Source organism: Clostridium sp. (assembly GCF_030532265.1).
Taxonomy (GTDB): Bacteria; Bacillota; Clostridia; order Clostridiales; family Clostridiaceae; genus Clostridium.
In genome coordinates this window covers 39,379-64,893 of sequence record NZ_JAUNLM010000003.1, presented here as the reverse complement: position 1 = coordinate 64,893, position 25,515 = coordinate 39,379, and the positions used below count along the sequence as shown (strand labels likewise).

26 protein-coding genes and 2 riboswitches are annotated in these 25,515 nt (G+C 26.0%); all 26 genes read left to right on the top strand.

Features of this window, described 5'->3' with window-relative positions; genetic code table 11:
- Nucleotides 1-6: 6 nt before the first annotated feature.
- The 26 genes from uxuA (at nt 7) to Q4E08_RS01815 (ending at nt 25,133) form a co-directional block, all read left to right on the top strand.
- Nucleotides 7-1,056 carry a mannonate dehydratase gene (gene uxuA, locus Q4E08_RS01940; RefSeq protein WP_303127609.1) on the top strand — a complete coding sequence of 350 codons (1,050 nt, stop codon included), beginning with the start codon at nt 7-9 and terminating at the stop codon, nt 1,054-1,056.
- Between the two features lie 22 nt (nt 1,057-1,078).
- The gene (gene uxaC / locus Q4E08_RS01935) at nt 1,079-2,482 is read left to right on the top strand and encodes a glucuronate isomerase (protein ID WP_303127607.1); all 1,404 of its coding nucleotides are present in this window, start codon (nt 1,079-1,081) and stop codon (nt 2,480-2,482) included.
- A 3-nt stretch (nt 2,483-2,485) separates the two neighbouring features.
- Complete coding sequence (locus Q4E08_RS01930; protein WP_303127605.1) at nt 2,486-3,889, top strand: glycoside-pentoside-hexuronide (GPH):cation symporter; 1,404 nt, start codon at nt 2,486-2,488, stop codon at nt 3,887-3,889.
- 437 nt (nt 3,890-4,326) lie between these two features.
- On the top strand, nt 4,327-5,373 hold the full coding sequence (locus tag Q4E08_RS01925) for an aldose epimerase family protein (protein ID WP_303127603.1): 1,047 nt from the start codon (nt 4,327-4,329) through the stop codon (nt 5,371-5,373).
- A 68-nt stretch (nt 5,374-5,441) separates the two neighbouring features.
- Nucleotides 5,442-5,629: riboswitch (cobalamin riboswitch) on the top strand.
- Nucleotides 5,630-5,772: 143 nt separating this feature from the next.
- A complete protein-coding gene (locus Q4E08_RS01920; protein WP_303127600.1) occupies nt 5,773-6,606 on the top strand; it encodes a sirohydrochlorin cobaltochelatase in 834 nt (277 codons plus the stop codon).
- An 11-nt stretch (nt 6,607-6,617) separates the two neighbouring features.
- A complete protein-coding gene (locus Q4E08_RS01915; RefSeq protein ID WP_303127594.1) occupies nt 6,618-7,922 on the top strand; it encodes a cobyrinate a,c-diamide synthase in 1,305 nt (434 codons plus the stop codon).
- Nucleotides 7,923-7,951: 29 nt separating this feature from the next.
- Entirely contained in the window at nt 7,952-8,578 is a 627-nt protein-coding gene (locus Q4E08_RS01910; RefSeq protein ID WP_303127591.1) for a precorrin-8X methylmutase, read from the top strand.
- 5 nt (nt 8,579-8,583) lie between these two features.
- The gene (gene cbiD, locus Q4E08_RS01905; RefSeq protein ID WP_303127588.1) at nt 8,584-9,666 is read left to right on the top strand and encodes a cobalt-precorrin-5B (C(1))-methyltransferase CbiD; all 1,083 of its coding nucleotides are present in this window, start codon (nt 8,584-8,586) and stop codon (nt 9,664-9,666) included.
- Nucleotides 9,667-9,678: 12 nt separating this feature from the next.
- Entirely contained in the window at nt 9,679-10,281 is a 603-nt protein-coding gene (cbiE, locus tag Q4E08_RS01900) for a precorrin-6y C5,15-methyltransferase (decarboxylating) subunit CbiE (protein WP_303127586.1), read from the top strand.
- A gap of 16 nt (nt 10,282-10,297) precedes the next feature.
- Nucleotides 10,298-10,882 (top strand): precorrin-6Y C5,15-methyltransferase (decarboxylating) subunit CbiT, encoded by a 585-nt coding sequence (gene cbiT / locus Q4E08_RS01895; protein ID WP_303127584.1) that lies wholly within the window; start codon nt 10,298-10,300, stop codon nt 10,880-10,882.
- The gene (locus Q4E08_RS01890; RefSeq protein ID WP_303127582.1) at nt 10,875-11,540 is read left to right on the top strand and encodes a cobalt-factor II C(20)-methyltransferase; all 666 of its coding nucleotides are present in this window, start codon (nt 10,875-10,877) and stop codon (nt 11,538-11,540) included. Before cbiT ends, Q4E08_RS01890 begins: the two co-directional genes overlap by 8 nt.
- Nucleotides 11,541-11,553: 13 nt before the next feature.
- Nucleotides 11,554-12,300, top strand: coding sequence for a precorrin-4 C(11)-methyltransferase (cobM, locus tag Q4E08_RS01885; RefSeq protein WP_303127579.1), 747 nt, complete (start codon nt 11,554-11,556; stop codon nt 12,298-12,300).
- Between the two features lie 2 nt (nt 12,301-12,302).
- On the top strand, nt 12,303-13,289 hold the full coding sequence (gene cbiG / locus Q4E08_RS01880; protein WP_303127576.1) for a cobalt-precorrin 5A hydrolase: 987 nt from the start codon (nt 12,303-12,305) through the stop codon (nt 13,287-13,289).
- On the top strand, nt 13,290-14,015 hold the full coding sequence (gene cobJ / locus Q4E08_RS01875; RefSeq protein ID WP_303127573.1) for a precorrin-3B C(17)-methyltransferase: 726 nt from the start codon (nt 13,290-13,292) through the stop codon (nt 14,013-14,015).
- Nucleotides 14,015-14,785 carry a cobalt-precorrin-6A reductase gene (locus tag Q4E08_RS01870; RefSeq protein WP_303127571.1) on the top strand — a complete coding sequence of 257 codons (771 nt, stop codon included), beginning with the start codon at nt 14,015-14,017 and terminating at the stop codon, nt 14,783-14,785. Before cobJ ends, Q4E08_RS01870 begins: the two co-directional genes overlap by 1 nt.
- Before the next feature lie 10 nt (nt 14,786-14,795).
- Complete coding sequence (gene cbiB, locus Q4E08_RS01865) at nt 14,796-15,743, top strand: adenosylcobinamide-phosphate synthase CbiB (protein WP_303127569.1); 948 nt, start codon at nt 14,796-14,798, stop codon at nt 15,741-15,743.
- A complete protein-coding gene (gene cobD / locus Q4E08_RS01860) occupies nt 15,740-16,819 on the top strand; it encodes a threonine-phosphate decarboxylase CobD (RefSeq protein WP_303127567.1) in 1,080 nt (359 codons plus the stop codon). Before cbiB ends, cobD begins: the two co-directional genes overlap by 4 nt.
- Nucleotides 16,809-17,942: a hypothetical protein gene (locus Q4E08_RS01855; RefSeq protein WP_303127565.1), complete on the top strand. Its 1,134-nt coding sequence runs from the start codon at nt 16,809-16,811 to the stop codon at nt 17,940-17,942. The genes cobD and Q4E08_RS01855 overlap by 11 nt, the downstream gene beginning before the upstream one ends.
- 12 nt (nt 17,943-17,954) lie before the next feature.
- Nucleotides 17,955-19,460 carry a cobyric acid synthase gene (locus Q4E08_RS01850; protein WP_303127563.1) on the top strand — a complete coding sequence of 502 codons (1,506 nt, stop codon included), beginning with the start codon at nt 17,955-17,957 and terminating at the stop codon, nt 19,458-19,460.
- A 178-nt stretch (nt 19,461-19,638) separates the two neighbouring features.
- Entirely contained in the window at nt 19,639-21,090 is a 1,452-nt protein-coding gene (locus Q4E08_RS01845; protein WP_303127562.1) for an aminoacyl-histidine dipeptidase, read from the top strand.
- Nucleotides 21,091-21,292: 202 nt separating this feature from the next.
- On the top strand, nt 21,293-21,634 hold the full coding sequence (locus Q4E08_RS01840) for a hypothetical protein (RefSeq protein ID WP_303127560.1): 342 nt from the start codon (nt 21,293-21,295) through the stop codon (nt 21,632-21,634).
- A 77-nt stretch (nt 21,635-21,711) separates the two neighbouring features.
- The gene (locus Q4E08_RS01835; RefSeq protein ID WP_303127557.1) at nt 21,712-21,948 is read left to right on the top strand and encodes a TIGR04540 family protein; all 237 of its coding nucleotides are present in this window, start codon (nt 21,712-21,714) and stop codon (nt 21,946-21,948) included.
- A gap of 162 nt (nt 21,949-22,110) precedes the next feature.
- Nucleotides 22,111-22,560 carry a hypothetical protein gene (locus Q4E08_RS01830; protein ID WP_303127554.1) on the top strand — a complete coding sequence of 150 codons (450 nt, stop codon included), beginning with the start codon at nt 22,111-22,113 and terminating at the stop codon, nt 22,558-22,560.
- Nucleotides 22,561-22,650: 90 nt separating this feature from the next.
- Nucleotides 22,651-23,133, top strand: a complete 483-nt coding sequence (locus tag Q4E08_RS01825; RefSeq protein WP_303127552.1) for a flavodoxin family protein — start codon at nt 22,651-22,653, stop codon at nt 23,131-23,133.
- Nucleotides 23,134-23,156: 23 nt separating this feature from the next.
- Nucleotides 23,157-23,495, top strand: coding sequence for a hypothetical protein (locus tag Q4E08_RS01820; protein WP_303127549.1), 339 nt, complete (start codon nt 23,157-23,159; stop codon nt 23,493-23,495).
- A gap of 49 nt (nt 23,496-23,544) precedes the next feature.
- Nucleotides 23,545-23,716, top strand: a riboswitch (Lysine riboswitch).
- Between the two features lie 91 nt (nt 23,717-23,807).
- Entirely contained in the window at nt 23,808-25,133 is a 1,326-nt protein-coding gene (locus Q4E08_RS01815; RefSeq protein ID WP_303127547.1) for an APC family permease, read from the top strand.
- Nucleotides 25,134-25,515: the final 382 nt, after the last annotated feature.

Genomic DNA, 25,515 nt, shown 5'->3' with positions numbered 1-25,515 from the left:
AAAATCGTGAAAATGACATTTAGGTGGTATGGCAAAGATGATCCTGTAAAAATTGAATACATAAAACAAATACCAGGAATGAAAGGTATAGTAACAGCGATTTATGATATTCCAGTCGGTGAAGTGTGGCCATTAGAGAGAATTTTAGAATTGAAAAATGAAGTTGAAAGTCATGGATTAGAGCTTTCAGTAATTGAGAGTGTACCTGTTCATGAAGATATAAAACTTGGATTACCTACAAGAGATAAGTATATAGATAATTATATACAAACTATTAGAAATTTAGCAGAGGCAGGTATAGATACAATATGCTATAATTTCATGCCAGTTTTTGATTGGACAAGATCTGATTTAAATTATGAATTAGAAGATGGTTCAACATGTTTAATATATGATGAAGAACAAGTAAAGAAAATGGATCCTGCTTTAGGTGAATTAGAATTACCTGGTTGGGATACATCTTATGGTGAAGGTGGACTTAAAGGATTATTAGATCAATATAAAAATATAGATGAAGAAGCTTTATGGGAAAATTTAAATTATTTTATCCAAAGAATAATGAAAGTAGCTGATGAAGTTAAAATGAAAATGGCTATACATCCAGATGATCCACCATGGGGAATATTTGGTCTTCCAAGAATAATAACAAATTTTGAAAATTTAAAGAGATTTATAGATTTATATGATAGTCCATATCATGGAGTAACTTTATGTACAGGATCATTAGGCTGTACAAAGGTAAATGATATTGTTGAAATGATAAATTATTTTGGTAAAGAAAGAAATAGAATACATTTTGCCCATCTTAGAAATGTTAAGATAACTGGAGATAGCAGCTTTAATGAAGTTTCTCATTTATCAGAATCAGGTTCTTTAGATTTTTATAAAATTGTGAAAGCATATTGTGATTATGATTTTGATGGACCATATAGACCAGATCATGGAAGAATGATTTGGGGAGAAACTGGAAGACCAGGATACGGACTATATGACAGAGCTTTAGGAGCAGTTTATATTAATGGGTTAATAGAAGCAATTAATAAAGGGGAAAAATAAAATTTAAGGGGAGTTTTTTAATATGAAGAAATTTATGAATAAAGACTTTTTACTAGAAAATGAAGTGTCAAAAGTTTTATATCATAATTATGCTTCAAAGGTGCCAGTGTTTGATTATCACTGTCACCTAGTCCCAATGGAAATAGCCACAGATCATGAGTTTAAAAATATTACTGAAATGTGGCTATACCATGACCACTATAAGTGGAGGGCTATGAGAAGCTATGGTATAGATGAAAAGTATATAACTGGTGATGCTAGTGATTATGAAAAATTTTATGAATTTGCTAAAATGATGCCATATTTAATTGGAAATCCAATTTATCATTGGTCTCATTTAGAACTTAAAAGATTCTTTGGTGTGGAAGAAATTTTAAGTGAAAAAACAGCAAAGGTTATATGGGATAAATGTAATAAGTCAATAAAAGATAATAAATTAACAGCAAGAAAGCTTATCGAAATGGCAAATGTAGAGTATATAGGTACTACAGATGATCCTATAGATGATTTAAGGTTTCACAAGCAAATTAAAGAAGATAGTAGTTTTAAATGTATTGTTGCACCAACATTTAGACCTGAAAAGGCTATGAAGATTAAAAATGAAGGATTTATAGAATATATAAAATTATTATCAGAAGTAAGTAATTTAGAAATAAAATGTTTTAATGATTTAGAAAAAGCACTTGAATTTAGATTAGATTATTTTTATGAAAATGGTTGTATGATTACAGATCATAGTTTGGAGAGAATAAACTTTTTGAAGTTTTCATATGAAGAGGTTAATGAGATATTTATAAAAGCATTAGATGGTAAAGAAATTTCTGAAAAAGAAGCATCAATATATTCTATAGCACTATTAATTTCTTTGGGAAAAATGTACTCAAAGAGAAATATGATAATGCAATTACATATAGGAGCTTTAAGAAACAATAATACTAAAATGTTCAATAAAGTGGGAGCAGATGCTGGATTTGATAGTATTGATGACGGAGAAATAGCATATTCACTTTCAAGAATATTGGATGAATTAGATAAAGAAGATAATCTACCAAAGACGATTTTGTATTGTTTAAATCCTAAGGACAATGAAGTTATAGGAACTATGATTGGAAATTTTCAAGGTCAAAATATTTGTGGAAAAATACAATTTGGATCAGGTTGGTGGTTTAATGACCAAAAGGATGGAATGGAAAGACAAATGACTGCATTATCACAACTTGGGCTTATTAGTCAATTTGTTGGTATGGTTACAGACTCAAGAAGCTTTTTGTCTTATACAAGACATGAATATTTTAGAAGGATATTATGCAATTACATTGGAGCATTAGTTGAAAGTGGACAATATCCTTATGATGAAGAAATATTAGGTGAAATAGTAGAAAATATTTGTTATAAAAATTCTGTTAAGTATTTTGGAAGGGGTTAACATATGAGCGTTTTAGATATTATTAGTGCAAAAGGAAACAAAACAAAAGAATTTAATAATGGGGATAAAATTGGATATGCTTTTGGAGATTTTGGGTGTGGAGCATTCTTTATGTTTGTTAGTAGTTACTTAATGCTATTTTATACAGATGTATTAGGAATAAGTGCAACGGCCGTAGGTACTTTGTTTATAGTTGCTAGAATATGGGATGCTATAAACGATCCTATAATGGGAATTATTGTTGATAAAAACAAACATACAGAACATGGAAAATTTAAACCTTATGTAGTTAAGTTTGGAATACCTATGAGTTTAGTTGGAGTTCTAGCATTTACAGCTATTCCAGGTCTTCCAGATAATATGAAAGTTTTATATGCTTATGTAACATATATTGCTTTCGGTATGTTATACACAGCTGTTAATATACCATATGGATCTTTAGCTTCAGTTATGACATCAGATCCAAATGAAAGAACAGCACTTTCAACATTTAGAAATATTGGTTCAATTGGAGCAAATTTATTAGTAATGTTAGTAGTTCCTAAAATAGTATTTACTGATGGTGTAGTAACAGCAGGAGGATTCTTTAAATGTGCAGTAATATTTGCAATAATATCTTCTATAAGTTATATGATAACGTTTAGATTAACAACAGAAAGAATAGTTTATAAAGCAAATGATAGTAAAAAGGTAAATGTAGGTAGCACAATAAAAATACTTATAAAAAATAGAGCGTTTATAGGAGTAACTTTAGCATCATTTACTATGCTTGCTGCTATGTTCACAGGAGCTTCACTAAATGCATATTTATATAAAGAATATTTTCATAATGCAGGGCTTATTACTTTAGGGGGAATAGCTACTATATTACCTACATTTGCTATATTACCTTTTGTTGGAATAATAGTGAGAAAGTTCGGAAAAAAAGAGGCAACAATTGGTGGTTCAATTTTAGCAATGTTAGTTTATTTAGTATTATTTATTATGCCAATAACTAATCCTTATTTATATATTGGATTAACTATGATAGCTGGATTAGGTACAGGACTTGTAAATGCATTAATATGGGCATTAGTTTCAGATGTTATTGACTATCAAGAATATTTAAGTGGAGAAAGAAATGAGGGAATAGTATATTCTTCTTACTCATTATGTAGAAAATTATCACAAGCAATTGCTGGTGGTGTTGGAGGATTTGCTTTAGGATTTTTAGGGTATGAATCAGGCGCTTCTGCTCAAGTTGAGGCAGTAGGTGTTGGAATAAAAAATATAATTTGTGGAGCAAATTTTGTTGGACTAGCTTTTACAACATTAATATTAATTTTTGTATATAATCTTTCTAAAAATAAGCTTTTAGAAGTAAATGAAGAATTAAATAAAAAGAGAATGGAAGCATGTGCAGAATAAAAATAATTTATATATAGATTTAAATAAAAATATTTAATTTTAAAAGTAATACTATTTAGTTAAGTAGAGATTAGATTTTAACTAAAAGGACTTTTTCATAAAAGAAAAAGTCCTTTTGATATATATATTTACTTTTTGGCAAAATTTGCTTTAAATAATAAATAAATTTTAATTAATTTAAATAAAAAAGTTTTGTGAAAAAACATTTATATGTAATTGACACTAAGATAATATTTTACTAAAATTAAATCACAGTTATGAAAACATTTTCTATAATTTAAAAATATATTTAAATTAAAATTATTTAAGGAGGGTATGTTAGCTTTTGATAATTATATAAATTTCTAGAATTAAATTTAAAAGAGGACTATTCATTACGAAAAATTAATAAATATGTATGGGATGTAATATAAATTTTATTTTGTGAGGGTGAAAAGGTGAAATTAGATAAAAAGGTAATTGCAAAGTTTGATTCAAATGAAATTAAAAGTTATACTATAACGAATTCTAAAGGTTTTTCTGTAACAGCTCTTAATTATGGAGCTATAATAACAGATATTATGGTGAAAGATAAAAATGGCAAGTTAGAAAATGTAGTTCTGAAATACAAAGATATTAATGACTATAAAGATAATCCATCTTATTTTGGTGCTCTAATTGGAAGAACTTCTGGAAGAGTTTGTGAAGGAAAAGTACTATTTAATAATAAGGTTTTAGAGTTTAATAAAAATTATGGAATTCATCAAGGTCATGGAGGGGACAAGGGCTTTGATAAAAAAGTAATGGATGTAAAAACAAATATTGGCCCAAAAGAAAGTTATATGGAATTTTCTTTTAAAAGTAAAAACAAAGAAGAAGGATATCCTGGTAATTTAGATGTTATTGTAAGATATACAGTAACAGAAGATTGTTCATTAAAGATTGATTATAGAGGAATTTCAGATGAAGATACTCTTTTAAACTTAACTAATCATAGTTATTTTAATTTATCTGGATATAAAAAAGAAACTGTACTAAATCATTGTTTATATGTAGATAGTGATTATTTAATAGAATTGGATAATACACAAGTTCCAACTGGAAATTTAATAGATTTAACTTATTCTCCATTTGATTTTATAATACCAAAAACTATAGGGAGAGATATAGAAAAAAATAATTATCAATTAAAAATTGGTTCAGGATATGATCACCCTTGGCTACTTCACGAAGGAGATAATGTTAAAGTAAGGCTTTGGGATGAGACTTCAGGAAGATGCATGGATGTTTATACAAATCAAAAGGCAGTAGTTTTATATTCTTTAAACTTTCCAGATGATAGAGTTATTGAAAATGGAAAGTGTGCAAATATTAGAAGTGGGATAGCTATAGAAACGCAAAGTCCTCCAATTGGAAGAAATAATTCCTTTATAGAAGACTCTATACTTCTTAAAGATAATGAATATAAAAAGCAAACTATATATAAATTTTATATAAAAGAATAATTTAAAATTAAGTAGTAAAGAAAGTTGAATATTATTAAAAATTAATATATAATTAATGAACGAGAAAAGTAAATAAATATTTTATAGGTGAATATAAATAAAGTTATATTTTAAAAGGGAAAATGGTGTGAGACCATTACAGCCCCCGCTACTGTGAATAGGAGACAAGTTTAATATAACCACTGAATTTTTTCGGGAAGGATTAAACAAGAGTGACCCTTAAGTCAGGAAACCTGCCTATAAATAAGTATCTATTCTTCGGAGGGAAGGAATATAGGTTATATTTAGTAATATTTAAGATGATATTTAATTTTTTACTTATATGTTGCAATTTATTAGCACTTTTATCCTTTGAGGTAAAGGTGCTTTTGTTTTTAAAAATAAGTTTAGAGGTGAAAAATGAAAAAGGCAATTTTAGTAGTTAGTTTTGGTACAAGTTATTTAGATGCATTAGAAAACTCAATTGAAAAAATAGAAAAAGAAATAAAAGAAAATTTTAATGAATACGATATATTTAGAGCTTTTACTTCTCATATGATAATTAATAAATTAAAAAGAGTACATAATATACAAGTTGATAAACCAGAGTTTATACTTGAGAAATTAAAAGAATTAGGTTATGAGGAAGTAATAGTACAACCACTTCATATTATACCTGGAGAAGAATATGATTATGTAAAAGGAAATGTATTAAAATTTAAAGATGATTTTAGAGTTTTAAAATTTGGAAGACCAATATTCTTTTATCAAGGAGAAGAAGAAGCACCAAATGACTATTCTATATTTATAGATAGTATAAAGCATGTATTAGATTCAAAAGAAGATGAAGCAGTAGTTTTATTTGGTCATGGAAGTATGCATTATTCAAATGCTGTATATGGGGCACTTCAATCAATGCTTTATGATGAAGGATATGAAAGAGCTTTTGTTGGTACAGTAGAAGGTTACCCAACAATAGATACAGTTATAAGTAGATTAGAAAGAAACAATATAAGAAAAGTAAAGCTTGCACCTCTTATGGTAGTTGCAGGAGATCATGTTAAAAATGATATGGCATCAGATGAAGAAGATTCATGGAAAACTATATTAGAAAGTAAAGGTATAGAAGTAGATATACATATGAAAGGTTTAGGAGAAGAAAAAAGCTTTAGAGACATATACATAGAACATATTAATGATGCAATAGAAGATAAGTTTAAAGGTATCGGAGAAACTAAGAAACTTAAAGGATAGGAGATTAAAGTATGAAATCTTTAATTATTTCTTCAAATAAAAGTGGTGGTGGCAAAACAACTTTTACATTAGGACTTATGAATTTGCTAATGAAAAAGGGATTTGATGTACAAGGATATAAAGTTGGTCCTGATTATATTGATGGAGCTTTTCATAAATTTATTACAGGAAAACCATCTAGAAATTTAGATTTATTTTTGATTGGAGAAGATGGTGTTAAATATACTTACTCAAAAGGCTCTGGAGATTTAGGAATAATAGAAGGTGTTATGGGTCTTTATGATGGAAAAGGAATAGACACATTTGCTTCAACTTATCATGTATCAAAGGTTCTTGAAGATATGCCAATACTTTTGGTTATTACCCCAGGAGCACAAAGTGTAACTCTTTGTGCAGAGATTAATGGAATAATTAATTTTAAAGGGGCTAATGTAGTAGGAGTTATATTAAATTCAATAAGTAAAAGTTATTATATGCTTTTAAAAGCTGCTATAGAGAAAAATTGTAATATTAAGGTGTTTGGATACATAGAAAAGGATGAGAATTTATCCTTAGAAAGTAGACATCTTGGCTTAGTTCAAAGTATTGAAGTAAGTAACTTAAAAGAAAAAATAGATTATTGTAGTAGTATTATAGAAAAAAATATTGATATAGATGCATTATTAAATGAATTTAAGAGTATTGAAAGTGAAAATAAAAATTTAAATATAGAATATAAAAACATAAATATAGGTATTGCTTTAGATGAAGCATTTAGCTTTTATTATGAAGAAAATATAGAAATATTAAAAAAAATAGGTAACTTAATATATTTTAGTCCATTACATGATAAAGAAATACCAAAAAATTTAGATTTCTTGTATTTAGGTGGAGGATATCCTGAAGTATTTAAAGAAAAACTTTCTAAAAATAAGTCTATGAGAGATAGTATTAAAAAATCTTTAGAAAGTGGATTGAGGTGTTTTGCTGAATGTGGTGGACTTATGTATTTAACAAAAAATATTGATGGGTATGATATGGTAGGTTTTTTTGATGGGAATAGTGAAATGACTGGGAAATTACAAAGATTTGGATATGCAAATCTTATACTAAAGGATAATAAAAATTTAACTATAAATTGTCATGAGTTCCATAAATCTAAAGTTAACTTAAATGAAGAAAAAGTTTATAAAATTACTAAAGAGAATTTTTTAGGTAAAAAAGTTGAGTGGACATGTGGGTATGAAAAAAATAATACTATAGCAGGATATCCTCATGTTAATTTTTTAGGAAATATAGAATTTTTAAAAGAAATTATAGGATATAAAAATTACTAAAGATATTGTTTTGAAAGAAGGTAAATTTAATGAGTTATATAAAAAATCCTATGGGAATCGAAAAAAGAAGTTTTGAAATAATTGGAGAAGAACTTGGAGACCATAATTTTTCTGATGAGGAACTTCTTATAGTTAAAAGAGTTATTCATACAACGGCTGATTTTGAGTACAAAAATTTATTAGATATAAGTGAAGGTGCAATAGAAGCTGGTAAAGAAGCTTTTAAAAAAGGAGCAAAACTTTACACAGATACTAATATGATTGTATCTGGAATAAATAAAAGAGCATTAAATAGTTTAAATTCTGAAGCTAAATGTTATGTTAACTTAGAGGAAGTTCACAAAGAAGCAAAAGAAAAAGGAATAACTAGATCTATGGCTGGAGTTGAGAGAGCATCAATAGAAAATGTTGATATATTTGTATTTGGGAATGCACCTACAGCACTTTTTAAATTAAGAGAACTTATAGAAGAAGGAAAAGCTAATCCTAAACTTATAATTGCAGTTCCAGTAGGTTTTGTTGGTGCTGCTGAAAGTAAAGTTGGGCTTGAGGATTTAAATATACCTTTTATAAGAGTAAACGGAAGAAAAGGTGGAAGTACAGTTGCAACAGCAATAGTTAATGCTATTATGTATATGCTTTATGAAAGAGAGTAATTAATATGCTTGATTTGTATGTTGAAGGTCCAGATGGAAAAAAACTAAGATGTGGATATACAACGGGTTCTTGTGCATCAGCAGCTGCAAAGGCAGCTACTTATATGCTTTTTAATAAAGAAGAAATTACAAATATAGAGATAGATACTCCAAAAGGAATAAAATTAAATTTAGAAATAAATGATATAAAATTTGGTAGTGATTATGTGGAATGCTCTATTATTAAAGATGGTGGAGATGACATAGATGTAACAAGTGGTTTAGATATTTGGGCAAGAGCTAAAATTATTGATAATGGATATAAATTAAAAGGTGGAGAAGGGGTAGGAAAGGTTACTTTAGATGGCCTTTTTATACCAAAAGGAGAACCTGCAATAAATAAAGTACCAAGAGACTGTATAAAAAAAGAAGTTATGAAAGTTAAGCCTAAAGATAAAGGGGTGGAAATAACAATTTTTATACCAAAAGGAGAAGAAGTTAGTAAAAAAACTTTTAATCCTAGACTTGGTATAGTTGGAGGAATATCTATACTTGGAACAACAGGAATAGTATATCCAATGTCTGAAGATGCTTTAAAAGCATCTATAAATCTAGAAATAAATCAAAAGGCTGTAAATAATGAAAGACTTATATTAACATTTGGAAATATGGGTGAAAGACTTTGTAAACAACTTGGATATGAAGAAAGTGAAATAGTTATAATATCTAATTTCGTAGGATACGCACTTGATTGCTGTAGAAATCTAAATATAAAAGAAGTAATTTTAGTTGGTCATATAGGAAAAGTTAGTAAAATTGCTTATGGATGTTTTAATACTCATAGTAGAGTTAGCGATGTAAGGTTAGAAGTAATAGGATTAGAGCTTGCACTATTAGGTTATGATATAGGTTTTGTTAAAGAAGTTTTAGAACAAAAAACATCAGAAGGCGCAGTTAAATTTTTAGGTGATGGATACAATGAATTATACAAAAATATAGTAGAAAAAATAAAAAAGAGAATGGAAATTTACACTTATAATGAAATGAAGTGTGAAGCTATTATGTATTATGATCCATTAAGTCCTAAAGTTTTATGGAGCTCTATATAGGGAGGGGATTTTATGGTTTATATAGTTGGAATAGGTCCTGGAAATAAGGATTATATATTACCAAAGGCTATTTCTACTTTAAATGAAAGTGATATAATTATAGGATTTTCTAGAGCTTTAAAATCAATAGAATTTTTAAAAAAAGATTTTATATGTGTAAGTTCAATTAAGGAAATAATAAATGAAATAAATAAAAATAAAGAAAAAGTAGTATCAGTTATAGCATCAGGAGATCCATTATTTTATGGAATAACAGATTATTTAAAGAAAAATATAGATGAAAATATAGAAGTTATACCTGGAATCAGTTCTTTTCAATACTTCGCAAGTAAAGTAGGTATAATGTGGAGCAAGGCTTATCTTAGTAGTTTACACGGAAGAGAAGATGAGTTTTTAAAGAAAGTATTAGAAAATAAAATAACAGTTTGGTTAACTGATACTATAAATACTCCAAAAAAATTATGCAATTTATTAAGTGAAAATGAAGTTTGTTCAAAAGTGTATATTGGAGAAAATTTATCATATGAAGATGAAAAAATTACTATAGGTAATCCTAATGATTTAAAAAATGGAGATTATGATAAATTATCTGTAATAATTATAGAGCATATTTAAAGAGGATAGTGATGAAATGAAATTTATAAAAGATGAAGAGTTTATAAGAGGAAATTGTCCTATGACAAAAGAGGACATAAGAATAAACTCTATTTGTAAGTTAGATATTAAAGAAGATTCTAATGTATTAGATATAGGAAGTGGAACAGGTTCAATTACAGTTCAGTGTTCAATGCTTTGCCCAAAGGGAACTGTATATTCAATTGAGAAAGATGAAGATGCTATCGATGTAAGTAAGAAAAATTTTAATAAGTTTAATTGTAATAATATAAAGTTTTTAGAAGGAGATGCAGTAGAACATTTAAATAAACTTTTAAATGAAAATATTAAGTTTGATTCTATATTTGTTGGAGGTAGTGGCGGATCACTAGAAGAAATATTAAAACTATCTAATAAATTAATTAAATCTTCTGGAAAACTTGTAATGAATTTTATAACGTTAAAAAATGTTTATGATGCAATTAAAGTTATAGAAAACTTGAATTATAAAGTATATGTAACAATGTTACAAGTAAGTAAATCAAAAGGTAAAAGTTTAATGCTTATAGCAAATAATCCAATATTTATAGTAGAGTGTAGAAAGGAAGACATAAATGGCTAAGTTATATGGAATAGGTGTAGGACCAGGAGATTCAGAACTTTTAACTATAAAGGCAGTAAATGCAATAAAACAATGTGATATAATAGTTTCACCAGTGGCTGTTGAAGGTGGTGAAAGTGTAGCTTATGAAACAGCAAAAGAATATATAGGTAAAGACACAGAAGTAATACTTAAACATTTTCCAATGGGAAAAAAAGATAGAGTGGAAAAAGCAAAAGATGCTTATAAATACATAGAAAACGAAATAAATTCAGGAAAAACTGTAGGTTTTTTAACTATAGGAGATCCATACGTTTATAGTACATACATACATATGCTTAAACACATGAAAGAAAATGGAATAGAAGTTGTAACTATACCAGGAGTAACATCATTTTGTGCAGCAGCAAGTCTTGTAAATAGAACATTAGTAATAGGAAATGAGCCTTTACTAATACTTCCAGCAGCAAGAATTTCTGATATTAAAGATGAAAAATATGTTGTAATAATGAAGGTATATAAAAAAGAAGAGGAAGTTTTAAATTTATTAGAAGAAAAAGGTTTTGACTATGTTTGTGTTCAAAAAGTTGGTAGAGATGGAGAAAGAGTTTTAGAAAATAGAGATGATATTATAAATTCAAGAGAATATATGTCATTAATAATAGCAAGTAGAGACTAAGGAGGAATAATTTATGGTTTATTTTATAGGAGCAGGTCCAGGAGATGTTGATTTAATTACGGTTAAAGGAAGACAAACTTTAGAAAGTGCTGATGTAGTTATATATGCAGGTTCTTTAGTATCAAATGAACATTTAAAGTTTTGCAAAGGTTCAGCGAAAATATATAATTCAGCTAAAATGACTTTAGATGAAGTTATAGAAGTTATGAAAGAAAATAGAGATAAGATTATAGTTAGATTACATACAGGTGATCCAGCTATATATGGTGCTATAAAAGAACAAATGGATGAGTTAGATAAACTTAATATAGAATATAAAGTTATTCCAGGTGTAAGTTCATTTACAGCAGCTGCATCTTCAATAAAAAAAGAGTTTACTCTTCCAAGTGTAACTCAAACAGTAATACTTACTAGAGTTGAAGGAAGAACTCCGGTTCCAGAAGGAGAGGACTTAGAAAAGCTTGCAAGTATTGGAGCTTCAATGGCAATATTCTTATCTATATCAATGATAGATAAAGTAGTTAAAAAGTTAAGAAATGGTTATGGAAGAAATGTAAATATTGCTGTTGTAGAGAGAGCAACTTGGGAAGATGAAAGAATAATTTTAGGAACACTTGACGATATAAATGAAAAAGTTAAAGAAGCTGGAATTACAAAATGTGCTCAAATATTAGTTGGAGATTTTATAAACTGTGATTATGAAAAAAGTAAATTATATGATAAGTCATTTACACATATGTTTAGAGATGCAAAGGAATAAAAATGATTGGAATTATTAGTGTTACTAAAAAGGGAGATATTTTAGCTAATAAATTAAAAGAAAATTTAAGTTCGGAAATATTTTTAAAATCTAAGGAAGATTTAGATATTAAAAGCGTAGCTTGTGATTATTTTGAAAAATTTGATGGAATCATTTTTATAAGTTCAACAGGAATAGCTATAAGAATGATTGCAAATCTCTTAAAAGGGAAATCAAAGGATCCTGCAGTAGTTGTTGTTGATGTAAATAATAATTTTACAATAAGCTTATTAAGTGGACACTTAGGTGGAGCTAATGAATTAACTTTAAAGGTAGCTAATATATTAAAGAATACTCCAGTTATTACAACCGCAACTGATGGAATGAATATAAAAGCTCCAGACGTTATTGCAAAAGAAAATGGATTTATAATTGATAATTTTAAAATATGTAAAAATATAGCCTCTTTACTTGTAAATAATAAAAAGGTATTCATAAAAGATGAAAAAAATATTATAAAGAATGAGAATGGATATATTAATTCAGAAGATATAAATTGCAACACTGTTTTAATTACTAATAAAAATAAAAAATATAATGAAGAAAATATTTTAAAACTTATAAGACGTGATGTTGTTTTAGGAATTGGTTGTAGAAAAGAAACAAATCCTAAAGAATTAGAAAAATTCGTGTTAAAGACATTAGAAAATCATGGTTATGATTATAGAGCTGTATGTAAAATAGGTTCTGTAGATATAAAAAAAGATGAAAAAGCAATTAAAGAACTTTCTAAAAAGTTAAACTGTGATTTTATAACATTTAATAGAGATAGTATAAATAGTGTTAATTTAGATTATGAAAAAAGTGACTTTGTATTTAAAACTTTAGGTGTTTATGGAGTTTGTGAACCGGTAATTTCTTTATTAAATAGCTTTGTTACGGTTAAGAAAATAAAATTTAATGGAATGACATTAGCAATAGGTGAGATAATTAGTGAAGGAGAAGAATAAATGGGAAAATTATATGTAATAGGAATTGGTCCAGGTGGATTAGAACATATGACATTAAAGGCTAAGGAAACTATATCAAATGCAGATATAGTAGTTGGATATACTAAGTATATTGATATGGTTTCAGAATTAGTAGATGGAAAAGAAGTATTTAAGACTGGTATGAGGGGGGAAGTTGAAAGATGTAAAAAAGCTTTAGAACTTTCAAAAGATAAAAATGTAGCTTTAATAAGTACTGGAGATTCAGGCATATATGGAATGGCAGGACTTATATTAGAGCTTAGAGAAGATGAGAATGTTGAAGTAATACCAGGACTTACAGCATCAAGTGCAGCAGGTTCAGTTGTAGGTGCTCCACTTATGCATGATAATTGTAATATTAGTTTAAGTGATTTAATGACTCCTTATGAAGATATTAAGAAAAGAGTAAAGCTTGCAGCAGAAGGTGATTTTATAATATCTTTATATAATCCAAAGAGTAAGGGAAGACCAGAGTATTTAAAGGAATGTTTAGATATAATTAAAAATTATAGAAATGGAAATACTCCAATTGCAGTAGTTAGAAATGCCTTAAGAGATGATATGAGTTATACTATAACTACTTTAGAAAAATTTGATGTAGAAATAGTAGACATGATGAGTATTGTTATAGTTGGGAATTCAAAAAGTTATATAAAGGATGGAAAATTTATAACTCCAAGAGGATATAAAATAGGTGATAAGTAATGATAGGTTTTATACTTGGAACATCAGAAGGTAAAAATATTTTAAAATATATTAATAGATTTACTGATGAAGTTGTAGTTTCAACTGCAACAGAATATGGTGGAGAATTACTTAAAAAATATAAATTTAAACATTTAAACACTAAGCCACTTGATAAAGATGGCTTAGTTAATTTAATAAATAAATTTAATATCAAGGTTCTAGTTGATGCAAGTCATCCTTACGCTAAGGAAGTTAGTAAAAATGCTATAGATAGTGCTAAAGAATGTAATATAGATTATATAAGATATGAAAGACTTGGAGTTTTAAAAGAATCAAATTATAAAAAGATTTCTTATATAAGTGGATATGATGAATTAAAAGATACAATTAAAAATATTGATGGAAATATTTTAAATACTACAGGTAGTAGAAACATAGAAACAATTTATAATCTTAATATAAAAAATAGAATAATACATAGAATACTTCCAAGCGCAAAAATACTTCAAGATGTTTTAAATATTGGAGTTAAGGTAGAAGATGTTATAGCTATAAAAGGACCTATAGGTTATGAATTAAATAGAGCTTTTATAAATCAATATTCTGCAAAGGCACTAATAACAAAAGACAGCGGAAAAGCTGGTGGAACTATTGAAAAGCTTAAAGCTTGTATGGATGAAAATATAGATATTATAGTTATAGATAAGCCTAAGATAGAATATGGAATAACATTTTCAGATGAAAAAGAACTAGTAGATTATTTAATAGATAAATATAATTTAGTTTAGGAGTTTTAATATGTTTAAAATAATACTTGGATATATATTAGACCTAATAATAGGGGATCCACAAAATCCATATCATCCAATTAGATTTATAGGAGCTTTGGCAAAGTTTAGTGAAAATTTATTTAGAAAAATATTTAAAAATAGTTTAAAGTTAGCTGGACTTATAACTTGGATATTTGTTATATTAATAACTTTCTTTATTAATTTTATAATAATAAAATTATTAGGAAATATAAATGTATATTTAGCTTTTATTTATGAAGCCTTAGCTATATATTTTTGTATAGCAACAAAATCTCTTAAAGATGAAGGATTAAAAGTAATAGAATATTTAAAAAAAGATGACTTAAATGGAGCAAGACATAGATTATCTTATATAGTTGGAAGAGATACTGAAAATTTAGATGAAACTTCAATAATAAGAGCTGTTATTGAGACAGTGGCAGAAAATATGTCTGATGGAGTTATCGCACCTATAATTTTTGCAGGAATTGGTGGTGCACCTTTAATTTTTGTATATAAGGCTGTAAATACAATGGATTCTATGTTTGGATATAAAAATGAAAAATATAAAGATTTTGGATATTTTCCAGCAAAACTTGATGATGTATTTAATTATATACCAGCAAGAATTACAGCTTATTTAATTATAATATCATCATTTGTACTTAGATTAGATTATAAAAAAGCTTTATACATATATAAAAGAGATAAAAATAATCATACAAGTCCTAATAGTGCTCATCCAGAAGCGGCAGTAGCTGGAGCTTTAAATATAATGCTTGGAGGAGATAATTATTATTTTGGTAAAATAGTTCAAAAGCCTAGAATAGGTGATGATATAGAAAAAATAACTTTAAATAAAGTTTATTTAGTAAATAAAATATTATATTTAAGTTCTTTTTTAGGTATCATATTAGCTTGTATTATAAACAAGTTTATTGAGGTGATTTTATGAAAAAATTTACTCATGGTGGGAATATAGATGAAGTTTGTAGAGAACTATGTATAGATAGAGAAAATATTATAGATTTTTCAGCTAACATAAACCCTTTAGGATTAAGTAACAGTGTTAAAGAATCTATATTAAAAAGTATAGATATAATAGTTAATTATCCAGATATAACTTATTATAATCTTAAAAAGGAAATAAGTAATTATGAAAATATAAATATGGAAAATTTATTTTTAGGTAATGGAGCTGCTGAGTGTATATTTAATGTAGTAAGAGCTATAAATCCTAAAAATACACTTCTTTTAGCACCAAGTTTCTCAGAATATGAAGAAGCAATAAAAAGTATAAAATCTAATATAGAATATTATTTTTTAAAAAAGGAAAATAAATTTAAAATAGATGATGAAATATTAAATAAATTAAATAATGATATAGATCTTTTATTTATATGTAATCCAAATAATCCAACAGGTGTTTTAACATCAAAAATACATTTAGAAAAAATAATAAAAAAAGCAAGTCAAAATAATATATATGTTGTTGTAGATGAGTCATTTATGGATTTTGTTAAAGATAGCTATAAGTATTCAGTAAAGGAATTACTAAATAATTATACTAATTTAATAATAATAAAATCAGTAACTAAATTTTATGCAATACCAGGACTTAGAATGGGTTTTGGAATTACAAAAAATAAAGAGTTATTAAAAAATGTAGATTCTGTAACTATGGCTTGGAATGTTAATAGTTTAGCTTCAGAAGCCACTATAAGTGGGTTAAGAGATAAAGAATACATAGAAGAAACTATAGATTACGTACAAAAAGAAAAAGAGTATTTATGTAATAATTTAAGTAAAATAAAAAGTATAAATATTTTTGAACCTTCTGTAAATTTTATATTTTTTAGTATAGATAAAGATATTGATTTAAAAAAAGAATTATTAAAACATGGAATAATAATTAGAAGTTGCAGTAATTATAATGGATTAGATAATAGTTTTTATAGAATTGCAGTTAGAACAAGAGAAGAAAATGATAAAATATTAAAAGTATTAAATAGGGTCTTAAATGAAAAGTAAAAAAATACTGATTGTTTTAGATGGATACTATGAAGAAAATACTATTATTAAAGAAGAAATAAATAAGAACTTTGATAAATTAATAGGATTTTCATCATTTACTAAAAAAGGATATATAGACAATTCAATAGATGGATACGATGTTGATAGCTTAAGTTGTATTTTTAATATATTAGGATACAAACTTAATAAAGAAAAAATATATGAAAGAGCATATTTTGAGGCGTTATCAAAAGGATATAATATAGATGATAATGAATCTGTTCTTAGATGCAATTTAATTAAAGTACATAAAAATAAATTACATGATTTTACTGGTGGATTAGATAAAGAGTGTGAAGAAAAGTTAATAAATAATTTTATAGAAGATATAATGATAAAAGGTGAGTTTAAAGATTACTTTAAGCTTGTGAATTGTAGTCATTATAGAAATTTACTATTTATAAAAGAAAAGTATGAAAATATTAAACAAATAAATTTTTTTAAACCACATGAAAATGTTGGAGAGAAAATAAATGCTATATTACCAAAAAGTAATATTAAAAATGATATATTTTATAAAATAACTTTAATGATGGAATTATCAAAGAAATATTTTAAAATAAAAGGCTATGATGGTCTTATGTTATTTCCATGGGGATTATCTAAAAGGGCTAATATAGAAACTTTATACAAAAAATATTTTTTAAGTGGGTCTGTTGTAGCAGGAATAGATTTAATAAAAGGTATGGGGTTAGCATTAGGTTTAAAGGCAGTTAACTTAAAAAAAGCTACTGGAAACTTTGATACTTCTTTAGATGAAAAATTAATTAAATCAAAAGAAGAAATAAAAGATAAAGATTTTTTATTTATTCATATAAATGGTTGTGATGAATTAGCTCACATTTATGATTTAAAAGGAAAAGCTAACTTTATAAATAAATGCTTTAATGAATTTATTTTTCCTTTTGCAAATCATATTAAAGAAAATTATAAAGATTATTCTATAATTATAACTGGAGATCATATAACTGATTCTATAACTGGTAAACATAAGAAAGGTGAAACATGTTATTTTATCTTATCATCTAATAAAATAAAAAATAAAGCATTAGATAATTCACTTATAAATATATTTAAATAAAGGAATGATAAAATGAAAACTAAAGGGATAATGTTTCTTGGAACGGCTTCATCGGTAGGAAAGAGTACTTTAGCAACAGCTGTATGCAGATATTTTACAAATAAAAGTTTAAAGGTTTGCCCTTTCAAGGCTATGAATATATCTTTAAATTCATTTGTTACAAAATCAGGAGATGAAATGGGAAGAGCTCAAGTTGTGCAAGCTGAAGCATGTAATATTGAACCAGAAAGCTTTATGAATCCATTACTTTTAAAGCCAAATGGAGGAAAAACTCAAGTTATAGTAAATGGAAAAGTTAAATTTATAATGGATGCTTATAAATACAAAGAAATAAATAAAGAATTAAAAAAAGAAGTATTAAATACATATAATAACATAAAAAATAATTATGATTTAATGGTTCTTGAAGGTTCAGGTAGTTGTGCAGAGATAAATTTAAAAGATACAGATATAGCTAATATGGAAATGGCAAGAATGGCAGATGTACCTGTTATATTAGTTGCAGATATTGATAGAGGAGGAGTTTTTGCCTCTGTAGTTGGAACTCTTATGCTTTTAGATGAAGAAGATAGAAAAAGAGTTAAAGGTGTAATTATAAATAAATTTAGAGGTAGGGTAGATCTTTTTAAAGGAGCAATGAAAGATTTAGAAAAAATAATAAATATACCTGTACTTGGAGTTATGCCATATACTAAGTTAAATATTGAAGATGAAGATGGTGTAACATATAGAACTACTAATAATTATAGAGATAATTATAAAATAGATATTGCAGTTTTGAAGCTTCCACACATGTCTAATTTTACTGATTTTAATAATTTAGAAAGGATTAATTATGTTAATTTAAGATATGTAGATAATGTTTTAGATTTAAATAATCCTCATATGATAATTATTCCAGGAAGTAAAAATAGTATAGAAGATTTAAAGTTTATTAAAGAAAAAGGATTTTTTAATAGGCTAAAAGATTTAAATAAACAAGGAACTATTTTATTTGGAGTATGTGGTGGATATCAAATGCTAGGAGAGGCAATTTTAGATGATATGCAAATAGAAGGAAGCTCTAAGAGAGAAGAAGGTTTTAATTTATTAAATTTTAAGACTAAATTTAGCAGAGAGAAAACTACGATTCAAACAGAAGGAAAAATAAATATTGATAATCCAATTAATGAATACTTTAAAGATTTGAATGTAAATGGATATGAAATTCATAATGGATTTAATGAATATAATGAAAATGTAATTCCATTTATATATGGAGAAAATAATAGAATAGTTGGTTCCATAAATAAAAGTGGTACTGTAATAGGAACATATCTTCATGGTATATTTGATTCTGATGAATTTAATGAAAATCTTATTAAGGTTATTTGCAATAAGAATAATATAAAAGATTTCAATTTAAATGAAGAAGAATCTTATAGAGAATATAAAAATAAAGAATATGATAGAATATCTAGTATTTTAGAAGAAAATATAGATGTAAGTAAGATAGAAAGTATAATAAATAATAATTAACTAGAAAATAAGGAGTACTATTATTATAGTGCTCTTTATTTTATAAAAAAACTATTATTAAAATATAAATTTTATCAAATTTATAATAATATATTGATTATTAATTTAAAAATAATTACAATTTTTTTATAAGTAAAATAAATTTAATAAAATTTGACATTAAGAAGGAGCGATTATTATGTCAGTATGTAAAAATTTAGAGCCAAAAAAAGTATTTAAGTTTTTTGAAGAAATAACTAAAATTCCTCATGGTTCATATAAAGAAAAACAAATAAGTGATTACTTAGTTAATTTTGCAAAAGAAAGAAGCCTTGAGGTAATACAAGATAATGCATTAAATGTAATTATAAAAAAACCTGCAACTAAAGGTTATGAAAATAAGACACCTGTAATAATACAAGGACATATGGATATGGTTTGTGAAAAAGGAGCTAATAGTAAGCATGATTTTGATAAAGACTCTTTAGAATTAAAAGTAGAAGGTGATTTTTTATATGCAAATGATACTACACTAGGTGCAGATGATGGAATAGCAGTTGCATATACACTTGCTATATTAGATTCAGATGATATTAATCATCCTGAAATAGAAGCAGTATTTACTACATCAGAAGAAGTTGGTATGGATGGTGCTATGGCATTAGATACTAGTCTTTTAAAAGGAAAGATATTATTAAATATTGATTCAGAAGAAGAAGGAATATTTTTAACAGCTTGTGCTGGCGGAATAAATACTAAAGTTATATTTGAAGGTGAATTAGAAGAAGCTTATGGAAGGTGTATTAAATTAGAAGTAAATGGTTTACTTGGTGGTCATTCAGGATTAGAAATAATAAAACAAAGAGCTAATGCCAATAAGCTAATAGGAAGAATATTATTTGAATTAAGAAAAGAAGTACCATTTAATTTAGTAAGTATAAATGGTGGAACAAAACATAATGCTATACCACGTAAATGTGAGGTTCTACTTACTTTAAATAATTCAGATGATATTAACAAAGTAAAAGCAATAGTAGAAAATATTGCAAAAGATTTTAAGGTTGAATATAGAATAGCAGATAAAGGATTAAATGTTGAAGTTTATGATTATAATGAAGGTGTAGATAAACAATTTAATTTAAGCACAACTTCTAACTTAATAGATTTCTTAGTTATGTGTCCAAATGGAGTTCAAAATATGAGTGAAGATATAAAAGGATTAGTTCAAACTAGTTTAAATGTTGCAGTTATAGAGACTTTTAAAAATAATATTTCTATAATCACTTCTATAAGAAGTTCAATTAAAAGTTTAAAATATGAAGTATTTAATAAATTATCAGTAATAGCTGAAAGAGCAGGTGCTTCAATAGAAAAGGTTAGTGAATATCCTGAGTGGGAATATGATCCAAACTCAAATATAAGAAAGCTTTGTGAGAAGGTATATAAAGATATGTTCCATAAAGAAGCTGAAATTTCAGCAATTCATGCAGGTCTTGAGTGTGGATTATTTAAAGAAACTATGAAAGATACTGATATGATAAGTTTTGGACCATATATATTTAATGCTCATACTCCAACAGAACATTTAAGTATATCATCAGCTGAAAGAATGTATAAATTCTTAGTAGAACTTTTAAAGGAAATCAATTAAATATATTTTAGAAATATAAATTTATTAATATTTAAAGAGAGTAATTTTAAAGTTTAAATTGCTCTCTTTTTATAATATAATTATTAAATTTATAATTATATAAAAATAGGTTTAAATAAATTTAATTTTTAAAATAATTATAAATAGTATTTAAATAAAAAAATACTCATAGTTATAAGTAATTAATATTTAAGGAGCAACTATGAGAAAAATAAACCTTTTAATAATTAGTTTTTTAATAATTACTTTAAGTATTTTTGGTTGTAGTAAAGAGACTTTTAACAAATTTCAAAGTGAAATATCAAAAGATGAAGCTAAAAATATAGTTTATGAATATGTGAAATTAAACAATAATATTCAAGAAGAAATAATTATTGATAGTATTGATGATATTGAATTAAATGGAAAAAAAGCTTATGGCTTTAATCCAAGGGTTATAATGGATATGCATACATCATCATTAGGATTTTTTTATGTTACAGTAGATGGTAATCTTTATGAAATGGATATTTTAAATCCTAATAATTTAATAAAGATAAAGTAGTTTAAATGTAAGATTGAAATAATAATAAAATATGGTATTATATATTTAAGAAATTTATTAGTACAAAGGAGTAAATTATGAGAGCAGTTTATAGAAATCCTAAGGAATTAGCAACTTGTTTAAAAGACTTAATAGACCAATATTTAGAAGACCTTATTACTTATGAAAAATTAGCACAAAAAGTACTAAGAATAGTAGATGCAAATAAAAATGCTGTTTATAAGGATGGACATATGCCATCAAAATTAGCTAATTTTTTAGGTGAAGATAGAAAAGATATATTAGATAAAATAGTTTATAATGAGCAAAATTAATATATTTATTTAAGAATTTCAGCAAATATTTCAAAAAACATATATTTTAATGTATAATATATAAGTAATTTATTTTAAGTGAATAAGCTAACTTCTTTTACAGTTAGACATATTATAGTATTTATATGCACTTAATAAAAGTATATTTGGAAGAAGGTAGAAATGATGGAAACTATAAAAGTATTTAATAAAAAAATACACTGGGATGGTTTAAATTTAACTTGTGTAATGGAAAGATATTTAGATACTAATAATATAGCTTTAGAGGTATATGATGAGTACGGTGAATTTTATGAGTGTGTTACACTAGATTATAAAGAAAGCTTACCAAAATCAAACAACGCAATCATAAATAATAGAAACGAATGTGAAGGAATATTAAATGCTATAACTTCAGCAAATCTTGCTAAAGTTGTTGGTAGAATAGATGTAAATCTTTTAATGAGAGATTTAGTTGTAGTTAACAGCAGAGAATTTAAAGAAATTGATGAAGAGTTATTTTTAGAATTTGCTAAAAGTACATATAATGATTTAAGCTCATTTATTGCTTCAAAAGAAAAAGAAGAAAATTTAGAAGAAATTGAATCTATTGATGAGATAGAAGAAATTTAATTAAAAAATTTTTAATTTAAAAATAGGTGTAAGATTAATGCTTACACCTATTTTATATAAAACAAAAGATAAAGGTTGGAGGGTAAATTTATGAAAATTTCTATATTATATGATTCAAAAAGTGGGCATACTAAAAGAATTGGAGAAACAATAAAGCTAGGTGCTGAGAGAGTAAGTGAAATTGAAGTAAAATGTATGAATATTAATAACATTGATATAAATTTTTTAAATGAAAGTAAGGCGGTAATATTTGGTACACCAACATATTTAGCTAACACTACTTCTAATATTAAGAATTGGTTAGATAATTCACGTAATGTTAATTTAGAAGGTAAGATAGGAGCTATGTATGCTACAGCTGATTACATATGGGGAGGAGCAGATACTGCTATTTTAACATTAATGAATCATTTAATTGTAAAAGGAATGCTTTTATATTCTGGAGGGTCAGCACATGGTAAACCTTTTATACATTTAGGTTATGTTAGTGTAAATGGTGTTAATGATGAAGACAAAGAAACACCTATGATATTTGGAGAAAGAATAGCTAAGAAAGTTAAAGAACTATTTTAATTATAATAAAAGGAGAGTTTAATATGAAAGATACAATTAAATTAACAGATGTTGCAAAAGAATTAGGATTGAATATAAAAGTAGTTACATCAGTAAGATCTTTTAATAATTATAATGCATTTTATAATATATTTGATGATGCTGAGGAAGCATGTAGACGTTTGGTTATATTAACACCTGATAATAATATTGAAGAAGTATATGATGAAAATCCAAGCGAATTAGTTGAAGAAGGTACATATGTTGACGGAAACTATTGGATAAAAGATTATAAATTAACTACTAATCCCAATAATATTGATATAAATAGTATAAATATAAAAAAAAGCACTTATATGAATATAAAAAATAATATAAAATAAATTGACATTATTAAAAATTTTGTCTACAATTACATAGTCACTAAAAAATAGGTAAGATAGAGGTTGCAATAATAATCAGTACTTTTAATGAGGTAAGCACGATGATTTTTAAGGAAAGGTATTATTGCCGAAATGTACAATGGAAGCTTTAAAATTGTATGTTGGGTTTACATAAAATATATGTAAAACTGTCACAAGTTTTGTGGAGAGCTATCTTTGTGTTTTGAATTTTAGTTATTCGGGCTCAGAGATTAGAATACTTCTCTGAGCTTTTATTTTACCTTTATAAAGATATACTTTAAGGAGGACTAAATGGAAGAGAGAAATTTAAAAAAGGAAATTAGTCTTTTCATGGCAACTATGCTTGTGTGTGGTAATATGATAGGATCAGGTGTGTTTATGCTTCCAGCAACACTTGCACAGCTTTCAGGACCACTTGCAACAATAATTGCATGGATATTAACATCTGCAGGATCAATACTTATTGCAATGTCATTTGCTAACTTAGGATCTAAATATCCTTCAACTGGAGGGGCATATCAATACACTAAGATTGCTTTTGGAGAATTTGCAGGATTTTTAAGTGCATGGTTATATTGGAATGGTTCATGGATAGGAAATGCAGCAATAATAGTAGCACTTTCAAGTTATAGTGCAGCAGTTATACCAGCTTTAAGAGATCCACTTATCTCTATAATTTATACAAGTGCCATACTTTGGTTCTTTACAATTATAAATATAATTGGAGTAAAAAAAGCAGGAAAGATTCAAACGGTAGCTACAGTGTTTAAGATTGCATTTTTTGCTATATTCATAATAGTAGCATTAATTAATTTTGATACTGTAAATATAATGCCATTACTTCCTCAAGGAAAGGGACTTTCTACAATATCACTTGCAGCAACATCAACGCTTTGGGCTTTTGTAGGTCTTGAAAGTGCAACTGTTACAGCTGGGGAAATTAAAAATCCAGAGAAAAATGTAAGAAAGAGTACAATTTATGGAATGATTATAGCATCTGTTATATATATGTTAATAAGTGTAGCTAGTATGGGTGCTATGCCAAATTCAGAACTTGCAAATAGTCAAGCACCTTTAACTGATATATTAACTAGAATATTAGGTAGTTCAATTGGTAAGCCAATTACTATTGCAGTTGTAATATGTATTTTAGGTACAACCATTGGGTGGCTTTTATCAACAGCACGTGTAGCTTTTGCGGCAGGAGAAGACGGAGTTTTTCCTAAATTTTTTGGAAAACTTCATCCTAAGTATGGAACTCCAGCAAATGCTTTAATAGTTGGATCAATTTTAGTAAATATACTTTTAATAATGAATTATCAAAAGAGTATGGTATCAGCATTTACATTTATAACAATACTTGCAACACTTTCATTTTTACCAATATATCTTTTAACAGCAGCAGCAGAAATAATGCTTATGTTTAAAGGAACAAAAGAATTTAATTTTGGAATTTTCATAAAAAAAGCTATAGTTCCATTATTAGCATTTATATATTCAATTTGGACAATATATGGTTCAGGTGCAGAAACTGTAATGTGGGGATTTATATTAATGCTTATAGGCGTTCCTTTTTATATATATAATTATCATAAAAATAAAGTTGAAATTAATTAATTAAAAACTAGCCTTTAAATTTAAAGGCTAGTTTTTTAATTTATAAATAAATTAATAGTTATCAAATAAATATTTAATTAATACAAAAATATTTATTTGAATATATAAAATTAGAATTTTATAATTATAAGATAATTAAAGGTAAAAAAGATAATATAAATAATATGAAGGATTTTATATTATAAAAAGAATTATTATGAAAGATATCTTTATAAGTGGTTGTATTATATTTAAAGATAATACAAATTTTATTAAATAAGCTATTGAAAGTACTAAAGGTATTCTAGATGAAATAATAATTTCAAATATATAAAATAAAGAAGAAGTAAAAAAGTTATAAAAACAATATTATATTGTAATTATGAATAATAAATTTGAAGGA

What these genes read in the sequence shown, in the direction of transcription:
- uxaC (WP_303127607.1), top strand. Translation starts at nt 1,079, where the DNA reads ATGAAGAAATTTATGAATAAAGACTTTTTACTAGAAAATGAAGTGTCA.
- Q4E08_RS01930 (WP_303127605.1), top strand. Translation starts at nt 2,486, where the DNA reads ATGAGCGTTTTAGATATTATTAGTGCAAAAGGAAACAAAACAAAAGAA.
- Q4E08_RS01920 (WP_303127600.1), top strand. Translation starts at nt 5,773, where the DNA reads ATGAAAAAGGCAATTTTAGTAGTTAGTTTTGGTACAAGTTATTTAGAT.
- Q4E08_RS01915 (WP_303127594.1), top strand. Translation starts at nt 6,618, where the DNA reads ATGAAATCTTTAATTATTTCTTCAAATAAAAGTGGTGGTGGCAAAACA.
- Q4E08_RS01910 (WP_303127591.1), top strand. Translation starts at nt 7,952, where the DNA reads ATGAGTTATATAAAAAATCCTATGGGAATCGAAAAAAGAAGTTTTGAA.
- cbiD (WP_303127588.1), top strand. Translation starts at nt 8,584, where the DNA reads ATGCTTGATTTGTATGTTGAAGGTCCAGATGGAAAAAAACTAAGATGT.
- cbiE (WP_303127586.1), top strand. Translation starts at nt 9,679, where the DNA reads ATGGTTTATATAGTTGGAATAGGTCCTGGAAATAAGGATTATATATTA.
- cbiT (WP_303127584.1), top strand. Translation starts at nt 10,298, where the DNA reads ATGAAATTTATAAAAGATGAAGAGTTTATAAGAGGAAATTGTCCTATG.
- Q4E08_RS01890 (WP_303127582.1), top strand. Translation starts at nt 10,875, where the DNA reads ATGGCTAAGTTATATGGAATAGGTGTAGGACCAGGAGATTCAGAACTT.
- cobM (WP_303127579.1), top strand. Translation starts at nt 11,554, where the DNA reads ATGGTTTATTTTATAGGAGCAGGTCCAGGAGATGTTGATTTAATTACG.
- cbiG (WP_303127576.1), top strand. Translation starts at nt 12,303, where the DNA reads ATGATTGGAATTATTAGTGTTACTAAAAAGGGAGATATTTTAGCTAAT.
- cobJ (WP_303127573.1), top strand. Translation starts at nt 13,290, where the DNA reads ATGGGAAAATTATATGTAATAGGAATTGGTCCAGGTGGATTAGAACAT.
- Q4E08_RS01870 (WP_303127571.1), top strand. Translation starts at nt 14,015, where the DNA reads ATGATAGGTTTTATACTTGGAACATCAGAAGGTAAAAATATTTTAAAA.
- cbiB (WP_303127569.1), top strand. Translation starts at nt 14,796, where the DNA reads ATGTTTAAAATAATACTTGGATATATATTAGACCTAATAATAGGGGAT.
- cobD (WP_303127567.1), top strand. Translation starts at nt 15,740, where the DNA reads ATGAAAAAATTTACTCATGGTGGGAATATAGATGAAGTTTGTAGAGAA.
- Q4E08_RS01855 (WP_303127565.1), top strand. Translation starts at nt 16,809, where the DNA reads ATGAAAAGTAAAAAAATACTGATTGTTTTAGATGGATACTATGAAGAA.
- Q4E08_RS01850 (WP_303127563.1), top strand. Translation starts at nt 17,955, where the DNA reads ATGAAAACTAAAGGGATAATGTTTCTTGGAACGGCTTCATCGGTAGGA.
- Q4E08_RS01845 (WP_303127562.1), top strand. Translation starts at nt 19,639, where the DNA reads ATGTCAGTATGTAAAAATTTAGAGCCAAAAAAAGTATTTAAGTTTTTT.
- Q4E08_RS01840 (WP_303127560.1), top strand. Translation starts at nt 21,293, where the DNA reads ATGAGAAAAATAAACCTTTTAATAATTAGTTTTTTAATAATTACTTTA.
- Q4E08_RS01835 (WP_303127557.1), top strand. Translation starts at nt 21,712, where the DNA reads ATGAGAGCAGTTTATAGAAATCCTAAGGAATTAGCAACTTGTTTAAAA.
- Q4E08_RS01830 (WP_303127554.1), top strand. Translation starts at nt 22,111, where the DNA reads ATGATGGAAACTATAAAAGTATTTAATAAAAAAATACACTGGGATGGT.
- Q4E08_RS01825 (WP_303127552.1), top strand. Translation starts at nt 22,651, where the DNA reads ATGAAAATTTCTATATTATATGATTCAAAAAGTGGGCATACTAAAAGA.
- Q4E08_RS01820 (WP_303127549.1), top strand. Translation starts at nt 23,157, where the DNA reads ATGAAAGATACAATTAAATTAACAGATGTTGCAAAAGAATTAGGATTG.
- Q4E08_RS01815 (WP_303127547.1), top strand. Translation starts at nt 23,808, where the DNA reads ATGGAAGAGAGAAATTTAAAAAAGGAAATTAGTCTTTTCATGGCAACT.